This window comes from Rhodococcus sp. IEGM 1302 (genome assembly GCF_030056935.1).
GTDB classification, from domain to species: Bacteria; Actinomycetota; Actinomycetes; order Mycobacteriales; family Mycobacteriaceae; genus Rhodococcus_F; species Rhodococcus_F qingshengii.
On sequence record NZ_JASHKY010000041.1, the window covers coordinates 1 to 18,647 of the forward strand.

The window sequence follows — 18,647 nt, forward strand, 5'->3', positions numbered from 1 at the left end:
CCCTTGTAGACCACGTTGGACTTGCAGTTGGGCTGCGAATGATCCACCAGCAGACGCTGTTCCAGATGCTGGCCGGCGTCGGCGAAGTACAGGCCGAGCAGTTCGGCGTCGCCGCCCGGTCCGTCGTACTTGACGGTGGCGGACAGGCGCACCAGGTCGCCGCCCAGGCTGATCGAGGTGTACCGAAGCACTGCGTCGCGGTTCAGGCGAGCGTGGTGTGACGTCACGTGAACTGCGTCGTCCGCCCAGTCCTGGATGGCCACCACGGTCAGCTGCGAACTGTCACCGAGAACGAATTCGATGTTCTCCGCGAAGGTTCCGCTGCCGCGCTGGTCGATCACGAACGTCGCCTTGGCGAACTGCGCCAGACGAATCTGGGTGTGTCCGTAGGCGACGTTGTCGACTCCGGGGCCGGTCATGGTGACCACAACGGGCTTCTCGACCTCGACCTCGGCACCAACCGAGATAACCGTTGCCGTCTCGAAGCTCGAATACGCCTGCGCTGCAATGCGATCAGCGGGAACGCCGGCTTTGCCCAGACGTGCGTCGTCACGCCCGACGGTCTCGACGGTGATGTCGCTTCCGCCGTCGACCTCGACGGTGACCTGTCCGTTGGCGACGGCGCTGCCGTCGTGCAATCCCCGGAGGCGACGCAGCGGGGTGAACCGCCAGATCTCGTCACGTCCGCCGGGAACCTCGAAAGCATTGACGTCGAACGAGGAGAACTGCTCACCCTTGTTCGTGATGGGTGAGCCTGTGGCTGCACCCTTTACAGGAGCGGTCGGGTTCTCCCCGGCAACAGCTCCGATGACTCCGGTCTCTGGCGTGGTCACTAACCCACAGCCCCTTCCATCTGAAGTTCGATAAGGCGGTTGAGCTCGAGCGCGTACTCCATCGGGAGTTCCTTCGCGATGGGCTCGACGAATCCACGCACGATGGTGGCCATCGCCTCGTCCTCGGTCAGTCCGCGGCTCATCAGGTAGAAGAGCTGATCGTCACTGACCTTCGAAACGGTGGCCTCGTGACCCATGGTGACGTCGTCCTCGCGGATGTCGACGTACGGGTAGGTGTCGCTTCGGCTGATCTGGTCGACCAGCAGAGCGTCACACTTGACGGTCGACTTGGAGCCGTGGGCACCCTTGTTGACCTGCACCAGACCGCGGTACGACGCACGTCCACCACCACGGGCGACAGACTTGCTGATGATGGTCGAGGACGTGTGCGGCGCGAGGTGGAGCATCTTGGCGCCGGTGTCCTGGTGCTGGCCCTCGCCGGAGAACGCAACGGAGAGAACCTCACCGCGGGCGTACTCGCCCATCAGCCACACGGCCGGGTACTTCATGGTGACCTTGGAGCCGATGTTGCCGTCGACCCACTCCATGGATCCGCCTGCCTCGACCTTGGTGCGCTTGGTCACCAGGTTGTAGACGTTGTTGGACCAGTTCTGGATGGTCGTGTAGCGGCAGTGGCCGCCCTTCTTCACGATGATCTCGACGACGGCCGAGTGCAGTGAATCGGACTTGTAGATCGGCGCGGTGCAACCCTCGACATAGTGCACGGAGGCATCTTCGTCGACGATGATCAGGGTGCGCTCGAACTGACCCATGTTCTCGGTGTTGATGCGGAAGTACGCCTGCAACGGGATGTCCACGTGGACTCCCGGCGGAACGTAGATGAACGAGCCACCGGACCACACGGCGGTGTTCAGCGCGGAGAACTTGTTGTCGCCGGCCGGGATGACCGATCCGAAGTACTCCTTGAACAGCTCCGGGTGCTGCTTGAGACCGGTGTCCGTGTCGAGGAAGATGACGCCCTGCTCCTCGAGGTCCTCACGGATCGAGTGGTAGACGACCTCGGACTCGTACTGAGCTGCGACGCCGGCAACGAGGCGCTGCTTCTCCGCCTCGGGGATGCCGAGCTTGTCGTACGTGTTCTTGATGTCCTCGGGCAGGTCTTCCCACGACTCGGCCTGCTTCTCGCTGGACCGGACGAAGTACTTGATGTTGTCGAAATGAATACCTTCGAGGTCGCTGCCCCAGTTCGGCATCGGCTTCTTGTCGAAGGTGCGCAGCGCCTTGAGGCGGATGTCGAGCATCCACTCGGGCTCGCTCTTCTTGGCGGAGATGTCCCGCACGACAGCCTCGGACAACCCGCGCTGCGCGCTGGCTCCGGCTTCGTCGGAATCGGACCAGCCGTAGCCGTAATGACCGAGGGACGCGATGGTCTCTTCCTGCGTGAGCGGCTCGGTGCCTGCTGCCGCAGTGGTAGTCGCCTGGTCTGATGTGACGGTCATGCGAGCTCCTTCCGGAGTCTTGTTTCTTGACGGCTGCTCGGGCTCAGCGAGGGCTGGTCGCTGTGGTCGAGCAGTTCTGACTTTGAAGAACTAGCTGAAAAATCTCTATTCGAACGCTGCACGGTGGCAACGCTCTGTAGAACACTCTGGTCCGGTCATCTACTCCCGGTGGACACGAGGGGCACGTGCGTCGTGCAGGCGCAGTCACCGTTGGCGATGGTCGCCAGACGCTGAACATGAGTCCCGAGCAATTGCCGGAATGCTTGCTGCTCTGCCTCGCACAGTTCCGGAAACTCTTCTGCCACATGGGAAACCGGGCAATGGTGTTGGCAGATCTGCACGCCGTTGCCGACCGGCCGGGTCGACGCCGCGAACCCCACCGCGTTGAAGGCTTCGGCGATTGCGTCCGCTGTCGCCTCGACGTTGTCGACATCTGTCGGATCAGCCGGTTCGACGTCTCCGACGATCGCCTGAACCCGACGCTTGGCGAACTCCTCGATTGCCGCGTCTCCGCCGATTTCACGGAGTTGCCGCATCGCGGCTCCCGCCAGATCGTCGTAGGTGTGGCCGAGGCGGCCTCGGCCGGTCGCGGTGATCTGGAACTGCTTGGCGGGACGACCTCGTCCACGCTGACGCAGCGACGCCGCCGAAGCGGTTCGGGCTTCCCCGGACTCGATCAAAGCGTCCAAGTGACGTCGGACACCTGCGGCACTCAAACCGAGGCGCGTGCCGATTTCGGAGGCGGTAATGGGGCCTTCTTCGAGTAGCAGCTTGACCACTGCGGCCCGGGTCTGGCCTTCGACGCTCACCGTCACCGGATTTGCGGCAGCACTAGGCGAGGTCGCTACAGTGGGCTGACCTGCAACTTCCTTGCTTCGAGGGTCTGACGCATTTCTTTTCACAACACAAGTGTGACGGAATTCTTTTCACAGGTCTACTAAGGGCAACCTGCATTACATTCGGGAATATCCGGACAACGCACGTTGTTTGTGCTGGTCTGTCCGGCTGGATCGAGCCGCTACGCTGCCTGGTGTGCCGCAGACCCCCGAGAAGACGACGACCGCGCGATCGGCGCGCGCGATCCTGCTGGAAAAACCCAAGGCACTCGCGCTTTCCACGATCGGCGTTCGGCCTTTCGGTTCCGCTCCCCGGCAGAGTATGGCCGCCGTGCTGCACGGCGACGAGGACGAGCGCCCGGGCCTGAACGCGAAGGAAACCGCACAACTGCGAGGGATTCGCCGATTCGGCGCAACCGGCGCGGTCTTGATGGCAGTCGGAGCGCTCGGCGCCGGCGCACAACCCGTCCTGCAGAATCCGACCGCAGGACTTCGAGTCCTCAGCCTTCCCGGACGTATGCCGACGGTCTCACTCACCATGACGATGACCGGAACCGTGCTCGTCGTTCTGGCCTGGCTGATGATGGGCCGATTTGCAGTCGGGGACATACGCAGCCGTTCCGGCGCACCGCGGCGCATGACCCGTTCCCAGTTGGACCGCACACTCCTGCTGTGGATCCTGCCGCTCTCGGTCGCACCGCCGATGTTCAGCCGCGACGTCTACTCGTATCTGGCTCAAAGCGAAATCGCGGCCCGTGGACTCGATCCGTACGCCATCGGCCCCAAGGCGGCACTGGGCGTCGACCACGTTCTCACCCGCACGGTTCCGACGATCTGGCGCGACACCCCGGCTCCGTACGGTCCGTTCTTCCTGTGGCTGGGACGCGGGATCAGCTCACTGACCGGCGACAACATCGTGGCCGGAATCTTCTTGCACCGCTTGCTCGCATTGGCCGGCGTCGCGCTCATCGTGTGGGCGATACCGCGACTGGCCAAGCGATGCGGTGTCTCTGCCGTCAGTTCGCTCTGGCTCGGTGCCGCGAACCCGCTGTTGCTCTTCCACTTGGTGGCCGGCATCCACAACGAAGCGCTCATGCTCGGGTTGATGCTCGCCGGAATCGAGATCGCCCTCCGCGCAGTCGAAGGGTCCGGGCCCATCCGAGGGCGAGCGCTGTTCTATCTCGTTGCGGGATCAGGTTTGATCGCGTTGTCGTCGACCGTCAAAATTCCGTCCTTGCTTGCGCTGGGATTTGTCGGCATGGCCTTGGCTCGGCGTTGGGGTGGAACCTGGAAAGCCCTGGCGGGAGCCGCGATTCTCCTGGGCATCGTTGCCGCTGTCGTCACGTTTGTCATCAGCGTGGCCAGTGGGCTCGGTATGGGTTGGATCAACACCCTCGACACCGCCACGGCAGTCCGGAGTTGGATGTCCATCCCGACGCTCCTGGGCGTCGGCACGGGATTGGCAGGCGTACTGCTCGGACTCGGCGATCACACGACGGCGATCCTCACGATCACGCGGCCCATCGCTACTCTCGTCGCCATGCTCGTCACCGCACGGATGATGATCTCGGTCTACATGGGCCGCATCCATCCGGTCGGCGGACTCGGCATCGCGCTCGGCGCGATCGTTCTCCTGTTCCCCGTCGTTCAGCCGTGGTACCTGCTGTGGGCGATCCTTCCGTTGGCGGCGTGGGCCACCGCGCCGATTTTCCGCATCCCTGCCGTCGTCTTCACCTCGATCGTCAGCGTCATGTTGATGTCCAACGGCGCCGAATACCTTCCGTTCATGATCGTGCAGGCCGTCATCGCGACCATCCTCACCGCCGGAACGCTCATCGTCTTCACCCGCAATTCACTCCCCTGGCGTAGCGACAAGCCAGTAGCGGAGATCACGAAAGGCGGACCGGTAGACGAAGACAACTCGGCGGGGGCTTACGCTGATTCCCCGTGACCTCGAGAGCCTCCAGATCGTCGACGCCGGCGGTACAGATCCAGGGTGTCGTCAAGTCCTTCGACGGTGTTCGAGCCGTCGACGGTATCGATCTCACTGTCGAGACGGCCCAGGTCGTTGCCCTGCTCGGCCCCAACGGAGCCGGCAAGACAACCACCGTCGAGATGTGCGAAGGGTTTGTCACCCCCGATGCCGGCACGGTTCGAGTGCTCGGTCTCGACCCCATCGCCGACTCCGGTGAAGTCCGCTCGCGAATCGGCGTCATGCTGCAGGGCGGCGGCGCGTACCCCGGGTCCAAGGCCGGGGAAATGCTCGACCTCGTGGCCGCATACTCGGCCGACCCGCTCGATCCCGCCTGGCTCCTTTCCAAACTCGGCCTCACCGATGCGCGCAAGACCCCGTACCGCCGCCTCTCCGGAGGCCAGCAGCAACGACTGTCCCTGGCGTGCGCGCTGGTCGGGCGTCCCGAGTTGGTATTTCTGGACGAACCCACCGCCGGCCTCGACGCTCAGGCGCGCCTGCTCGTGTGGGAACTCATCGACGCTCTGCGACGCGACGGCGTGAGCGTCCTGCTCACCACACACCTCATGGACGAGGCCGAAGCGCTCGCCGACGAACTGGTCATCATCGACCACGGCAAGATCGTCGCGTCGGGAACGCCGGCGGAGGTCACCAGCAAGGGCGCCGAAGGACAACTCCGTCTGACGACGGTTCCCGGTTTGAGCCTCGATTCGCTGGCCGGTTCACTCGCCGGGTTCCGCATCGAGGAATCCAACCCCGGCACCTACGTCGTCGAAGGTGCAATCGATCCGGCAACCGTGGCGACTGTCGCAACGTGGTGTGCCGATCAGGACGTGCTGATCAACGACATTCGCGTCGATCAACGGAGTCTGGAAGACGTCTTCCTCGAATTGACGGGCCGGGAACTGAGGGGATGACGGAGATCAAGGTCATGAACGAAACAGCGTCGAACGGCCAGAGCAGTCCCATCAGCGTTGCCAGAGACCGGCGACTCGCCGAGAACCGCTTCGAGCCAGGCACCTTCTCGCCGGATCCCCGCCCCAATTCGGCGGCCAAGATGCTGGCGGCGCAGACCAAACTGGAGTTGACTCTTCTGCTCCGCAACGGTGAGCAATTGCTGCTCACCATGTTCATCCCGATCACCCTGCTCATCGGACTGTGTCTACTTCCGATCGGCGATTTGGGCGATTCTCGGGTCGATACCGTGCTCCCTGGTGTCATGATGGTTGCCGTGATGTCGACGGCGTTCACCGGACAGGCCATCGCCGTCGGATTCGACCGCCGATACGGCGCGCTCAAGCGACTCGGTGCAACGCCGCTACCGCGGTGGGGAATCATCGCAGGCAAGAGCGCTGCCGTCATCATCGTCGTGGCTCTGCAGTCACTCTTGCTCGGCGCTATCGGTTTGGCGTTGGGATGGCGTCCGTCATTCGTCGAACTTGTACTCGGCGCAGTGGTCATTGCCATCGGTACTGTCACATTTGCAGCGCTTGGCCTACTGCTCGGCGGTACTTTGCGAGCAGAGATCGTTCTCGCTCTCGCCAACATCCTGTGGTTCATCATGGTGGGCATCGGCAGTGTGGTCTTCGCCAGTGGTGAACTTCCGACCGCCGTCCACACGCTGGTCCGCATTGTTCCGTCCGGCGCTCTCGCACACGCACTCGAAGCGGCCCTCGACACCTCGATGGACTGGTTCTCGATTCTCGTACTTCTCATCTGGGCCGCAGTGGCCGGAGTCTGCGCAGCAAGGTGGTTCAAGTTCACGTGAGTACACGACGGACAGCTCAGATCGTCGGCTGTGTGGCCGCAACAGTCATGTTGTGTGCCGGACCCGCAACGGCGACCCCTTCGGTGTCCGGTCCACTCGCACCTGCAAATCCGTACCTCGGTCCCGTCGGTACTTCCACCATGCACGGTGACGCGGGCTCGTCCGACGTCACTCCGCTGCCTGGTCCAGGAACCGGCCCACACGAGGTGACTGCTTTCCCGATGATGGCCGCCTGCCCGACGGTCCTCCAGGGTTCCGACGGCATGGTCGTCTCGCTCTGCACGACGATGATCGGCCAGATCCCGACCATCCATTTGATCGATCCGAAGGCCGACGCCACGCCGTTGGGTAGATCCGTAGCACAACTGCCGCTCGCGAAGGGCAGTCTGCTCGGCGGCGTCTACGCCTACCTCGACAACGAGAACCGTCTCGTAGCCGTCGACGGAAACCGTCAACTGGTCCGCATTTCCCATGCGCAGAATCCGGACGGCAGTTGGCGGCTGGAACTCGCGGATGTCATCGATCTCAGTGGTGCGGTTGCCGCCGACGACAACGTCACCGGCCTCGCTCCGGACTGGGAAGGCAATGTCTGGTTCGCCACCGGGCACGGCACCGTCGGGTATGTCGGCGCGGATCGAATCGCGCACAGCATTGCGCTCCCCGAAGGTGAACAGGTGCAGAACAGCATCTCCACCTCCCCGACGGGCACTGCTGTCGCAACGACCCACGCGCTCTACCAACTGAAGCGAAATGGCGACGAGGTCGTCATCGACTGGCGTCAGCCGTACGACCGCGGGCCGGCCCGTAATCCGGGTCAGCTCAGCTGGGGAACCGGATCGACGCCGACATACTTCGGCCCGTCGACGGGCAGCGATTTCTTGACCATCGTCGACAACGCCCACCCGACAGTGAGCTTGCATGTCTATCGCGCTGACACGGGCGCCGAGGTGTGCACGCAGCCGGTGTTGTCCGCTGCCAGCCAGGACGGCTCACCGAGCGGCAGCGAGAACTCCCCCGTCGGCATCGGTCATTCCGTCTACGTCGCCGGCACTTACGGATACCCGTACCCCACGACTCCTGAAGGTGCCGGTCCAGCGGTCCCCGCCACGGCACCCTTCAACGGCGGAATGACCCGCGTCGACATCGATCCGGTCGGCTGCCATGTCGTGTGGGACAACACGATTCGTAGCTCCGCGGTACCTCACCTCTCGACGGCTGACGGCTCGATTTACACGGTGACACGGGACGGTGCTCCGAACACCTCTCCGCTGGACGGTTACTCCTTCGCGGTGATCGACTCGAAGGACGGGTCGCAGATCGGTTCGACTCCGCTGCCGTCGACGATCCTCAACGACACCCTTCAGATGTCTGCACTCATCACCGAGTCGGGCGAGTACTTCCAGGGAACGATCTCGGGAATCGTGCGAGTTCGCGCGAACTGACGCGAGCTGGCCCCAACGACGCGGGGCAGGCGCGGAGCGAGCTGGCCCCAACGACACTGTGTAGTTGATGGGGAACTACGATCGTTGGCGTGGTGAATCGTGTGTATGCCGGATTTTTACGCTTGGTGGATCGACTACCTCTCCCCTCGCTGAAAACGCAGAAAATCATCGCGTTCATCGTGATCCTGACGCAGGGCGGCATCGCTGTCACCGGCGCGGTGGTGCGCGTGACGGACTCGGGACTCGGTTGCCCGACGTGGCCGCAGTGCTTCCCCGGTAGCTTCGTCCCGGTCGGCCACGGACAGGTCGCGGTGATTCACCAAGCCGTCGAGTTCGGCAACCGCCTGCTGACCTTCCTGGTCGTCATCGTCGCCGCTGCGATCGTGCTTGCGGTGACTCGCGCTCGCCGACGCAAAGAAGTGCTTGTCTACGCCTGGATGATGCCGCTCGGCACTGTCGTTCAGGCAGTGATCGGCGGTATCACCGTCCTCACAGGCTTGCTGTGGTGGACGGTCGCCATTCACCTGGTTGCGTCGATGCTGATGGTCTGGGTTGCCACGGTGATGTACGCGAAGATCGCGGAACCCGACGAAGCAACAACTCTGGTCGTGATGCCGAAGCCGATGCGCTGGCTTACCGCGCTGTCAGGTGTCGCGCTCGCCGGCGTTTTGGTCGCTGGAACTCTCGTAACGGGCGCAGGCCCGCACGCCGGCGACAAGGGACTGGACCGGACGGTGCCTCGCCTGGAGATCGAGATCGTGACGCTCGTCCATCTGCACTCACAGCTTCTGGTCGGATATCTCGCGCTGGTCGTGGGTCTGACCTTCGGCCTGTATGCGGTCGGGACATCCGCAGCCGTGAAGATCCGTCTGAAGGTCCTGCTGGGACTGATCCTCGCGCAGTCGCTCATCGGTGTCGTGCAGTACTTCACCGATGTGCCGGAAGTTCTGGTGATCATGCACGTCGCCGGTGCAGGACTGTGCACGGCTGCGACCGCAGCAGTTTGGGCTGCGGGTAAGACCCGCCAGTACACGCCGACCAATTCGCCGATACCAGCTGTCTGACGCTTCAAGACACGTGTGGGGCGTAGGAACACCAAAAGGTGTTCCTACGCCCCACACGTCATTTCAGGATTCGTTGCGAGCTTTCGGGAACCGAGTCTGGTTGGCGACCCAACCGGCCATCTTCTTGAAATGGCCTTCCTGCGGGGTGACGATGCTAGTCAGTTCGCGCTCCCACTCGGCGACGGTGACGTTGTCGAAGGACGCGACGACCGCGTTTGCCGTGGCGAGGTCCTCGACGACCTGATCACCGAGGATGCCGTCGGCACCTACGAGGGTGATGCGAACGCCGGCCAGGCCGACCGGCTGGATGACGGCGCTGGCGGAGCCGCCGTGCTCGGCGACGAACTTGGTGATGGCGTTCACCGTGGACTTCGGCAGTTCCGGCGCGGACGGGGTGGCGTCCGACTTCTCGGTATCGGTGCTCATGACTCGACAATACTGGTCGGTAGCCCGGAAGCGACACCAGGCATGGACTGAGCGTCGGCCGCCTCGGGTGTAGAACAGAAACCATGCGAGCCATCTACGTGACCGAGACCGGCGGACCAGAGGTTCTGACTCTGACCGAACAACCCGAACCGACACCAGGCCCAGGCGATCTACTCGTCAAGACCGAAGCGATCGGCATCAATTTCATCGACACGTACTTCCGAATGGGCCAGTACAAGCGTCCGCTCCCCTACATTCCCGGCGACGAGGGCAGCGGTGTCGTCGAAGCTGTCGGTTCCGAGGTCAACGAATTCGCCGTGGGCGACCGGGTCGCGTGGGCCGCTGCCACTGGCAGCTATGCCGAGAAGGTGGCTGTTCCCGCCGCAGTCGCCGTGAAAGTGCCTGACGGTGTCCCGGCATCGGCCGCAGCGTCGGCGCTCCTGCAGGGGATGACAGCGCACTACCTCGCGAAGTCGACGTATCCGATCCAGAGCGGCGACACCGTGCTCGTGCACGCAGGCGCGGGCGGCGTCGGGTTGATCCTGACGCAGATGGCCGTCAGCCTCGGGGCGAAGGTCATCACGACTGTGTCATCGGATGCAAAGGAAGAACTCTCGCGCGGCGCCGGTGCCTCGGAGGTTCTGCGGTACGACGAGGACATCGCAGCGCGAGTCCGGGAGTTGACCGGCGGCGAAGGAGTAGCGGCGGCATACGACGGCGTCGGCGCGACAACTTTTGATTCGAGCTTGGCTTCCGTGCGCATCCGCGGCACGGTCGCTTTGTTCGGTGCGGCCAGTGGACCGGTTCCGCCTGTCGACCCGCAGCGGCTCAATTCGTCGGGTTCGCTGTTCCTGACGCGTCCGACGCTCGCGCATCACATTCGCACTCGAGAGGAACTGACCTGGCGTGCCGGCGATGTCTTCGACGCCATTGCGGCCGGGAAACTCGATATTCGCGTCGGCGCCGAGTATCCCCTCGCCGATGCGGCAACAGCGCATCGGGATCTGGAAGGTAGAGCAACGACCGGGTCGATCGTTCTGATCCCCTAGCGAAGTGCTGTGCGCCTTTATTAACCGCCCGCGGTTAATAAAGGCGCACAGCAGAATCAGCTGAGCATGTCGCTGATCGTCTGGAGTCCGAGAACCGAGTCGACGGCGAGGCCGACGAACACGATCGCAAGATAGTTGTTGGACTGCAGGAACAGGCGGAGCGGTTTGACCTGAGCACCACCGCGAACGCTGCGGTACAGCTGATGAGCCATGAGCAGGAACCACGCACCGGCGACGATGGTGATTGCGGCGTAGATGACGCCCGACGCGGGGACGAGGACAAGCGTCGTGACGACCATTGCCCAGCTGTAGAACAGAATCTGCTTGGTGACGTGCTCTTCGGTGGCGATCACCGGAAGCATGGGAACACCGGCAGCTTTGTAGTCCTCTTTGTATCGCATCGCCAGCGCCCAGGTGTGCGGCGGCGTCCAGAAGAAGATGATCAGGAACAGCACGACGGGCTGCCAGCTCAGCGACCCGGTGACAGCTGCCCAGCCCACGAGGACGGGCATACATCCGGCTGCGCCACCCCAGATGACGTTCTGCCAGGTACGACGCTTGAGAACCATCGTGTAGATGAGGACGTAGAACGCGATCGTGATCACGACGAGGATGCCGGCCAAGAGGTTGGCTCGCCACCACAGCCACAGGAACGACGCGAGTCCGAGAAGGAGCCCGAAGACGAGCGCGTTGCGCGTCGGCACCGCCTCGCGGGCCAGCGGACGCTTCGCCGTGCGCTTCATGACCTTGTCGATGTCGGCGTCGACGACGCAGTTGAGCGAGTTCGCACTCGCCGCGCCCATCCAGCCACCGAAGAGGGTGCTGAGGATCAGAACGATGTCGACTGTTCCGCGATCGGCCAGCAGCATTGCCGGAATGGTTGCCACCAACAGCAATTCGATCACTCGCGGCTTCGTGAGCGCGATATAAGCCAGAACCTTGCCCGTTGCGCGACCCCACACCGTATCGGTATTGGTCGCCCGCGGGGCGGCACCTGGGCTGCCGAAGCCATGTCCGCTCGGCTGTTGCCCTGTCCGCACGTTCTCTCCTTGCACCACGCGTTACCGCACTAACTCTTCACGACACACTGCTGACACTGTTCTCTACTACGAACGATGGTAGACCGCAGCCATTGAGGAACCGAATCGACCCGGACAGCCAGGACCATTAGGCTGGGTTACGCAGTGGAGGGACACCCCACCCTCGCAATCCACGTACACCATGTCAGGAGACATCTGCCAGTGTCGATCACAGACGAGATCCACGTCCTCACGCAACCCGTCCACCCCTCGGACTGGACCGACCTGGACACCAAGGCTGTCGATACCGCCCGCGTGCTCGCCGCCGACGCGGTTCAGAAGGTCGGCAACGGCCATCCCGGAACTGCAATGAGCTTGGCGCCGTTGGCATACACCCTCTTCCAGCGCGTCATGCGCCACGATCCTTCGGATGCAGAATGGGTCGGCCGTGACCGCTTCGTTCTCTCCTGTGGCCATTCATCCTTGACGCTGTACACCCAGCTCTACCTGTCGGGCTACGGTCTCGAGCTCGCTGACCTCGAAGCTCTCCGCACGTGGGGCGCACTGACCCCCGGCCACCCCGAGGTCGGCCACACCGTCGGCGTCGAGATGACCACCGGTCCGCTGGGCCAGGGCCTTGCGTCCGCAGTCGGTATGGCGATGGCTGCGCGTCGTGAGCGCGGACTGTTCGATCCGGAGACCCCGGTCGGCTCCTCCCCCTTCGACCATCACATCTACGTGATCGCGTCCGACGGTGACATCGAAGAAGGCGTCACGTCCGAGGCCTCGTCCCTCGCCGGTGTCCAGGAACTGGGCAACCTCATCGTCTTCTACGACGACAACAAGATCTCCATCGAGCACGACACCACCATCGCTCTCGGCGAAGACGTCGGAAAGCGATACGAGGCGTACGGCTGGCACGTTCAGCACGTCGAAGGTGGCGAGAACGTCTCCGGCATCCTCGACGCGGTTGCCGCGGCCAAGGCCGTCGTCGATCGTCCGTCCATCATCTTGCTCCGCACCATCATCGGTTTCCCGGCTCCGAAGAAGATGAACACCGGCGACGTCCACGGCTCCGCTCTCGGTGCCGACGAAGTTGCAGCGGTCAAGGAAGCCCTCGGCTTCGATCCGGCCAAGTCCTTCGACGTCGACGCCGACGCTCTGGCTCACGCCCGTGAGGTCGTCTCCCGCGGCGCCGACGCACGCAAGGCATGGCAGGTCGAGTTCGACGCGTGGGCTGCACGTGAGACCGAGCGCAAGGAACTCTTCGACCGCCTGTTCGCCGGTGAGTTCCCCGCCGGCTGGGCCGACGCTCTCCCGACCTACGAGGCCGACGCCAAGGGCGTTGCGACTCGCAAGGCCTCCGGTTCGGCACTCAACGCGCTCGGACCGATCCTGCCCGAGCTGTGGGGCGGCTCCGCCGACCTCGCCGGCAGCAACAACACCACCATCAAGGGCGCAGATTCGTTCGGCCCGTTCTCCATCTCCACAAACGACTGGAATGCGCAGCCTTACGGCCGCACGCTCCACTTCGGCATCCGCGAGCACGCGATGGGCTCGATCCTCAACGGCATCGCGCTTCACGGACCCACCCGCCCGTACGGCGGAACCTTCATGGTCTTCTCCGACTACATGCGTCCGGCGGTTCGCCTGGCCGCACTGATGAAGACTGCCGTCACCTACGTCTGGACCCACGACTCCATCGGTCTCGGCGAAGACGGCCCGACCCACCAGCCGGTCGAGCACCTCGCTGCTCTTCGTGCGATCCCGAACCTCGCCGTCGTCCGCCCGGGTGACGCCAACGAGACCTCGTTCGCATGGCAGGCAGCACTCGAGAACAAGACGGGCCCGACGGCTCTGGCACTCACTCGCCAGGACATCCCGGTTCTCGAAGGCACCAAGGAGAAGGCTGCCGAGGGTGTCAAGCGCGGCGCTTACGTCCTCGTCGACGCAGCCAACGGTTCGCCCGAGGTCATCTTGCTGGCGACCGGTTCTGAACTGCATCTGGCCACCGAGGCTCGCGAAACCCTCGAAGCTCAGGGCGTCGCAACCCGCGTCGTTTCCGTGCCGTGCCTCGATTGGTTCCTCGAGCAGGATCAGGCGTACCGCGACGAGGTCATTCCGCCCGCCGTGCGCGCGCGTGTGTCCGTCGAAGCCGGCATCGCGATGCCGTGGTGGCGCATCCTCGGCGACGCCGGTCAGGCCGTCTCGCTCGAGCACTACGGCGCTTCCGCCGATTACAAGACCTTGTTCCGGGAGTTCGGCATCACTGCCGACGCGACTGTCGAAGCCGCGCAGCGCTCCCTCGCAGCTGTGAAGGGATGATCTCGATGACACAGAACGTGAATACCGAAAAGCTCTCCGCTGCAGGCGTTTCCATCTGGCTCGACGACCTCTCGCGGGATCGCATCCAGTCCGGCAACCTGCAGAACCTCATCGACACGAAGTCGATCGTGGGTGTCACGACCAACCCGTCGATCTTCCAGGCGGCACTGTCCAAGGGATCGGCGTACGACGCTCAGGTCCGTGAGCTCGCACAGCGCGGCGCCGATGTCGACGCCACCATCACCGCGGTGACCACCGACGACGTGCGTGCTGCGTGCGACATCCTGGCTCCGCAGTTCGAGGCGTCGAACGGCGTCGACGGCCGCGTGTCCATCGAAGTCGATCCTCGCCTGGCTCACGACACCGACGCCACCGTCGCGCAGGCGATCGAGCTGCACAAGATCGTCGATCGTCCGAACGTCCTGATCAAGATCCCCGCGACGCTGGCAGGCATTCCCGCCATCGCCAAGGTGATCGGTGAGGGCATCAGCGTCAACGTCACCTTGATCTTCTCGGTCGAGCGCTACGAAGCTGTCATGGGCGCATACCTGGAAGGTCTGGACACCGCCAAGGCTGCCGGCCGCGACATCTCGTCCATCGAGTCGGTCGCCTCGTTCTTCGTCTCCCGCGTGGATTCCGAGATCGACAACCGCCTCACGGCAATCGGCACGCCGGAAGCCCTCGAGCTTCGCGGCAAGGCTGCACTCGCAAACGCGCGTCTGGCGTACAACGCGTACCAGCAGATCTTCGAGGTGCAGCCGCGCTTCCAGGCTCTTCTGGCCGACGGCGCCAAGGCTCAGCGTCCGCTGTGGGCGTCGACCGGCGTGAAGAACCCGGATTACCCCGACACGCTCTACGTCACCGAGTTGGTTGCGCCGAACACGGTCAACACCATGCCGGAGAAGACGCTCGACGCCCTCGCCGACCACGGCGAGATCACCGGCGACACGATCTCGGGCACCGCTCAGGAGTCACAGGCGGTCTTCGATCAGCTCGCTGCAGTCGGCATCGATCTTGCGGACGTGTTCGAGGTCCTCGAGACTGAGGGCGTCGACAAGTTCGAGGTGTCCTGGAACGAGTTGCTCGACGCAACCGCCGAGCAGCTCCGCGCAGCAACCCAGAAGAGCTGAGCCTGTGAGCGATTCCGCGGCGGCATCAGATTGGGTGAATCCCCTTCGGGACAGCACCGACAAACGGCTTCCGCACATTGCGGGGCCCTGCGCCCTGGTGATTTTCGGTGTTACCGGCGACCTTGCCAGGCGCAAGCTCATGCCCGCCATCTACGACCTCGCCAACCGTGGACTGTTGCCGCCCGGATTCGCTCTGGTCGGGTTTGCCCGGCGTGACTGGACGGACGAGGACTTCGCGAACGTCGTCCTCGAAGCAGTCAAGGACGGTGCTCGCACCAAGTTCCGTCAGGACGTCTGGGAGAGGCTCGCTGAAGGTATCCGGTTCGTGGAGGGCAGTTTCGACGAGGCCGAGGCCTTCCAGAACCTGTCCGACACGTTGGCCACGCTCGACAACGAACGTGGTATCGGCGGCAATCACGGTTTCTACCTTGCGATTCCGCCCAACGCGTTTCCTCAGGTGCTCGAGCAACTGTCGGCGTCGGGCCTCGCGCAGGCCGAGGACGGTCAGTGGCGACGAGTTGTCATCGAGAAGCCGTTCGGCCACGACCTCGAGAGCGCTCGCGAACTGAACGCCGTCGTCAACAAGGTGTTCCCCGAGGACACGGTCTTCCGTATCGACCACTACCTCGGTAAGGAAACCGTCCAGAACATTCTGGCTCTGCGCTTCGCGAACCAGTTGTTCGATCCGATCTGGAACGCGCACTACGTCGACCACGTTCAGATCACGATGGCCGAGGACATCGGCCTCGGTGGACGCGCGGGGTACTACGACGGCATCGGCGCGGCCCGTGACGTGATCCAGAACCACCTGCTGCAGTTGCTCGCGTTCACGGCGATGGAAGAACCCATCAGCTTCGAGCCGCTCAATCTGCAGGCGGAGAAGATCAAGGTCCTCTCGGCCACTCGCCTTGCCGAGCCCCTCGACGAGACCACCGCACGCGGCCAGTACGCGGGCGGCTGGCAGGGTGGGCTGCCGGTGGTCGGACTCCTCGAAGAAGACGGCTTCGCAGCGGACTCCATCACGGAGACCTTTGCCGCCATCACCCTAGAGGTCGACACCCGTCGCTGGGCGGGTGTGCCGTTCTACCTGCGCACGGGCAAACGACTCGGACGCCGTGTCACCGAGATCGCGGTGGTGTTCAAACGTGCACCGCACCTACCGTTCGACAAGACGATGACCGAAGACCTCGGCCAGAACGCTCTGGTCATCCGCGTGCAGCCCGACGAGGGCGTCACCATGCGGTTCGGCTCGAAGGTTCCCGGATCGAGCATGGAAGTCCGTGACGTCAACATGGACTTCTCGTACGGCCAGGCTTTCACCGAGTCGTCACCGGAGGCGTACGAGCGACTCATTCTCGACGTGTTGCTCGGCGAGCCGTCCCTCTTCCCGGTCAACGCCGAAGTCGAATTGTCTTGGGAAATCCTCGATCCCGTCCTCGAACACTGGGCAGCCGGCGGCAAGCCGGAACCCTACGAGGCCGGAACGTGGGGACCACCGTCTGCGGACGAAATGATGCAACGCACCGGACGCGAATGGAGGCGACCCTAGTGATTCTCGATTTGCCCTCCACCACCACGGTCCAGGTCAGCAAGAAACTGGTCGAGGTGCGTAAGACCGGCGGCGCTGTCACCTTGGGGCGAGTGCTGACGCTCGTCGTCTGCACCAGGGACACCGGGAATGCCGAGGAAGCCATCGAGGCCGCCAACGAAGCAAGCCGCGAGCACCCTTGCCGCGTCATCGTGCTTCTGCGTGGCGACGAGCAGAGTGAGCCCAGGCTCGATGCTCAGATCCGTGTCGGCGGGGACGCCGGCGCCTCGGAGGTTGTCGTGCTGCGTCTCTACGGTCCCCTGGCGGACCACGAGAGCAGCGTCGTCATCCCGTTCCTGCTCCCCGACACCCCGGTAGTCGCGTGGTGGCCCCTCGAGGCACCCGAGATTCCGGCCAAGGATCCCGTCGGGAAGCTCGCGATACGGCGCATCACCGATGCCACCGGCGCCCCCGATCCGACCGCCACCATCAAGGGGCGACTCGCGTCGTACACCGCCGGCGATACCGATCTCGCCTGGAGTCGCGTCACCTACTGGCGCGCGCTCCTCGCATCGGCTCTCGATCAGCCGCCGCACGAGAAGATCACCTCAGCGGTGGTCTCCGGTCTCAAAACCGAACCGGCACTGGATATTCTCGCCGGTTGGTTGGCGGCCAAGATCGACGGTCCGGTCATTCGGCGTACGGGTGAGCTGACGGTCGAGTTGAAGCTCGAGACCCGCAGTATCTCCATCAGTCGTCCGCAGGAGGGCACGACCGCTACGTTGATCCGCACCGGTCAGCCTGACGCGCTGGTTTCTCTGGGTCGTCGAGAGACACGCGATTGCCTCGCCGAGGAATTGCGTCGGCTCGATCCGGACGAGATCTACGAAGAAGCTCTGGCCGGATTGGAGAAGGTGACCTATGAGTGATGTTGTCGTAGAGAAGTTTTCCGACGCCGGCCAACTTGTCGACGCTGCCGCCGCACGCCTGGTCACGACCATCGTAGATGCCCAGAAGGCTCGAGGGTTTGCGTCCATCGTGCTGACTGGCGGTGGAACCGGCATCGCACTTCTCGAGAAGTTGCATGAAGCTCCCGGCGACATCGACTGGTCGCAGATCGATCTGTACTGGGGCGACGAACGGTTCCTGCCGTCCGGCGATCCCGAGCGGAACGAAGTGCAAGCACGTGAGGCGCTTCTCGATCATGTGCCGGTCGATCCCGACAGGGTACATGCGATGGCCGCATCCGACGGTATCTACGACGGTGATCCACACGGGGCGGCGACGGCGTACGAACAACTGCTGGGCGCTCAGGCACACGGGAATCAGGTTCCGACGTTCGACGTGCACCTGCTCGGTATGGGCGGCGAAGGACACGTCAACTCGTTGTTCCCGCACACCGACGCTGTTCGCGAAGAAGCGCGTTTCGTAGTCGCGGTGACGGACTCCCCCAAGCCGCCACCGGTGCGGATCACCCTCACGTTGCCTGCTGTTCGGCGAGCCAAAGAGGTCTGGCTGCTCGTCTCGGGTGCTGCAAAGGCCGAGGCCGTTGCCAAAGCCGTCGGAGGTGCTTCGGCCGACGACTGGCCGTCCGCCGGCGCCACCGGTTTGGTTGCGACACGTTGGTTCCTCGATTCGGACGCTGCCTCGCAGCTTCCCTGATCTGATTTCACAGATCTGATTTCACACCGGTCGGGAATCGTCTTCGGGCGATTCCCGGCTTGGTGGTACGTCGACGACTTCCTCACCGTGGCGACTTTCGACTACTCGCCGAGTCCGGATCCGATGCGAATTT

The 18,647-nt window shown here is 63.7% G+C and carries 16 protein-coding genes; 11 read left to right on the forward strand and 5 right to left on the reverse strand.

The genetic code is table 11. The features are described from left to right. The 3 genes from QM609_RS27835 to QM609_RS27845 form a co-directional block, all read right to left on the reverse strand. Window positions 1-833: SufB/SufD family protein (locus QM609_RS27835; protein ID WP_283337627.1), on the reverse strand; the 833-nt coding region annotated here is incomplete at its 3' end. Beyond that, complete coding sequence (sufB, locus tag QM609_RS27840) at window positions 833-2,293, reverse strand: Fe-S cluster assembly protein SufB (protein ID WP_003944799.1); 1,461 nt, start codon at window positions 2,291-2,293, stop codon at window positions 833-835. The genes sufB and QM609_RS27835, both read right to left, overlap by 1 nt. A 155-nt stretch (window positions 2,294-2,448) precedes the next feature. Beyond that, on the reverse strand, window positions 2,449-3,108 hold the full coding sequence (locus QM609_RS27845; RefSeq protein ID WP_003944857.1) for a helix-turn-helix transcriptional regulator: 660 nt from the start codon (window positions 3,106-3,108) through the stop codon (window positions 2,449-2,451). Between the two features lie 217 nt (window positions 3,109-3,325). Here QM609_RS27845 and mptB point away from each other — a divergent pair, with 217 nt between their 5' ends. The 5 genes from mptB to QM609_RS27870 all read left to right on the forward strand — a co-directional run bounded on the left by mptB (window position 3,326) and on the right by QM609_RS27870 (window position 9,375). Continuing rightward, complete coding sequence (mptB, locus tag QM609_RS27850) at window positions 3,326-5,080, forward strand: polyprenol phosphomannose-dependent alpha 1,6 mannosyltransferase MptB (RefSeq protein ID WP_003944776.1); 1,755 nt, start codon at window positions 3,326-3,328, stop codon at window positions 5,078-5,080. Continuing rightward, a complete protein-coding gene (locus tag QM609_RS27855; protein ID WP_007727917.1) occupies window positions 5,077-6,018 on the forward strand; it encodes an ABC transporter ATP-binding protein in 942 nt (313 codons plus the stop codon). The genes mptB and QM609_RS27855 overlap by 4 nt, the downstream gene beginning before the upstream one ends. Before the next feature lie 14 nt (window positions 6,019-6,032). After that, a complete protein-coding gene (locus QM609_RS27860) occupies window positions 6,033-6,869 on the forward strand; it encodes an ABC transporter permease (protein ID WP_371684328.1) in 837 nt (278 codons plus the stop codon). A 47-nt stretch (window positions 6,870-6,916) separates the two neighbouring features. Continuing rightward, window positions 6,917-8,311 (forward strand): hypothetical protein, encoded by a 1,395-nt coding sequence (locus QM609_RS27865; protein ID WP_230793247.1) that lies wholly within the window; start codon window positions 6,917-6,919, stop codon window positions 8,309-8,311. 89 nt (window positions 8,312-8,400) lie between these two features. Then, window positions 8,401-9,375 (forward strand): COX15/CtaA family protein, encoded by a 975-nt coding sequence (locus tag QM609_RS27870; protein ID WP_179090768.1) that lies wholly within the window; start codon window positions 8,401-8,403, stop codon window positions 9,373-9,375. A 63-nt stretch (window positions 9,376-9,438) separates the two neighbouring features. Here the strand turns inward: QM609_RS27870 and QM609_RS27875 are convergent, their stop codons facing one another. Beyond that, entirely contained in the window at window positions 9,439-9,801 is a 363-nt protein-coding gene (locus QM609_RS27875; protein WP_003945032.1) for a hypothetical protein, read from the reverse strand. A gap of 83 nt (window positions 9,802-9,884) precedes the next feature. Here QM609_RS27875 and QM609_RS27880 point away from each other — a divergent pair, with 83 nt between their 5' ends. Beyond that, entirely contained in the window at window positions 9,885-10,850 is a 966-nt protein-coding gene (locus tag QM609_RS27880) for a quinone oxidoreductase family protein (protein WP_050656349.1), read from the forward strand. A gap of 56 nt (window positions 10,851-10,906) precedes the next feature. Here QM609_RS27880 and QM609_RS27885 read toward each other — a convergent pair whose 3' ends face one another. Continuing rightward, window positions 10,907-11,890 (reverse strand): heme o synthase, encoded by a 984-nt coding sequence (locus QM609_RS27885; protein WP_003944994.1) that lies wholly within the window; start codon window positions 11,888-11,890, stop codon window positions 10,907-10,909. Window positions 11,891-12,091: 201 nt separating this feature from the next. Between QM609_RS27885 and tkt the strand changes: the two genes are divergently transcribed. The 5 genes from tkt to pgl are packed head-to-tail and all read left to right on the forward strand — an operon-like array spanning window position 12,092 to window position 18,514. Further along, a complete protein-coding gene (gene tkt, locus QM609_RS27890; RefSeq protein WP_003944976.1) occupies window positions 12,092-14,194 on the forward strand; it encodes a transketolase in 2,103 nt (700 codons plus the stop codon). Between the two features lie 5 nt (window positions 14,195-14,199). Then, window positions 14,200-15,324 carry a transaldolase gene (tal, locus tag QM609_RS27895; RefSeq protein ID WP_050656353.1) on the forward strand — a complete coding sequence of 375 codons (1,125 nt, stop codon included), beginning with the start codon at window positions 14,200-14,202 and terminating at the stop codon, window positions 15,322-15,324. A 4-nt stretch (window positions 15,325-15,328) separates the two neighbouring features. Further along, entirely contained in the window at window positions 15,329-16,873 is a 1,545-nt protein-coding gene (gene zwf / locus QM609_RS27900) for a glucose-6-phosphate dehydrogenase (RefSeq protein ID WP_003944956.1), read from the forward strand. After that, window positions 16,873-17,781 carry a glucose-6-phosphate dehydrogenase assembly protein OpcA gene (opcA, locus tag QM609_RS27905; protein ID WP_003944921.1) on the forward strand — a complete coding sequence of 303 codons (909 nt, stop codon included), beginning with the start codon at window positions 16,873-16,875 and terminating at the stop codon, window positions 17,779-17,781. Before zwf ends, opcA begins: the two co-directional genes overlap by 1 nt. Further along, window positions 17,774-18,514, forward strand: a complete 741-nt coding sequence (gene pgl / locus QM609_RS27910) for a 6-phosphogluconolactonase (RefSeq protein ID WP_050656348.1) — start codon at window positions 17,774-17,776, stop codon at window positions 18,512-18,514. The genes opcA and pgl overlap by 8 nt, the downstream gene beginning before the upstream one ends. The last annotated feature ends 133 nt before the right edge of the window (window positions 18,515-18,647 follow it).

Coding starts and splice junctions, on each gene's coding strand:
- sufB (WP_003944799.1), bottom strand. CDS start 2,293: ATGACCGTCACATCAGACCAGGCGACTACCACTGCGGCAGCAGGCACC.
- QM609_RS27860 (WP_371684328.1), top strand. CDS start 6,033: ATGAACGAAACAGCGTCGAACGGCCAGAGCAGTCCCATCAGCGTTGCC.
- QM609_RS27865 (WP_230793247.1), top strand. CDS start 6,917: ATGTTGTGTGCCGGACCCGCAACGGCGACCCCTTCGGTGTCCGGTCCA.
- QM609_RS27875 (WP_003945032.1), bottom strand. CDS start 9,801: ATGAGCACCGATACCGAGAAGTCGGACGCCACCCCGTCCGCGCCGGAA.
- QM609_RS27880 (WP_050656349.1), top strand. CDS start 9,885: ATGCGAGCCATCTACGTGACCGAGACCGGCGGACCAGAGGTTCTGACT.
- tal (WP_050656353.1), top strand. CDS start 14,200: ATGACACAGAACGTGAATACCGAAAAGCTCTCCGCTGCAGGCGTTTCC.
- pgl (WP_050656348.1), top strand. CDS start 17,774: ATGAGTGATGTTGTCGTAGAGAAGTTTTCCGACGCCGGCCAACTTGTC.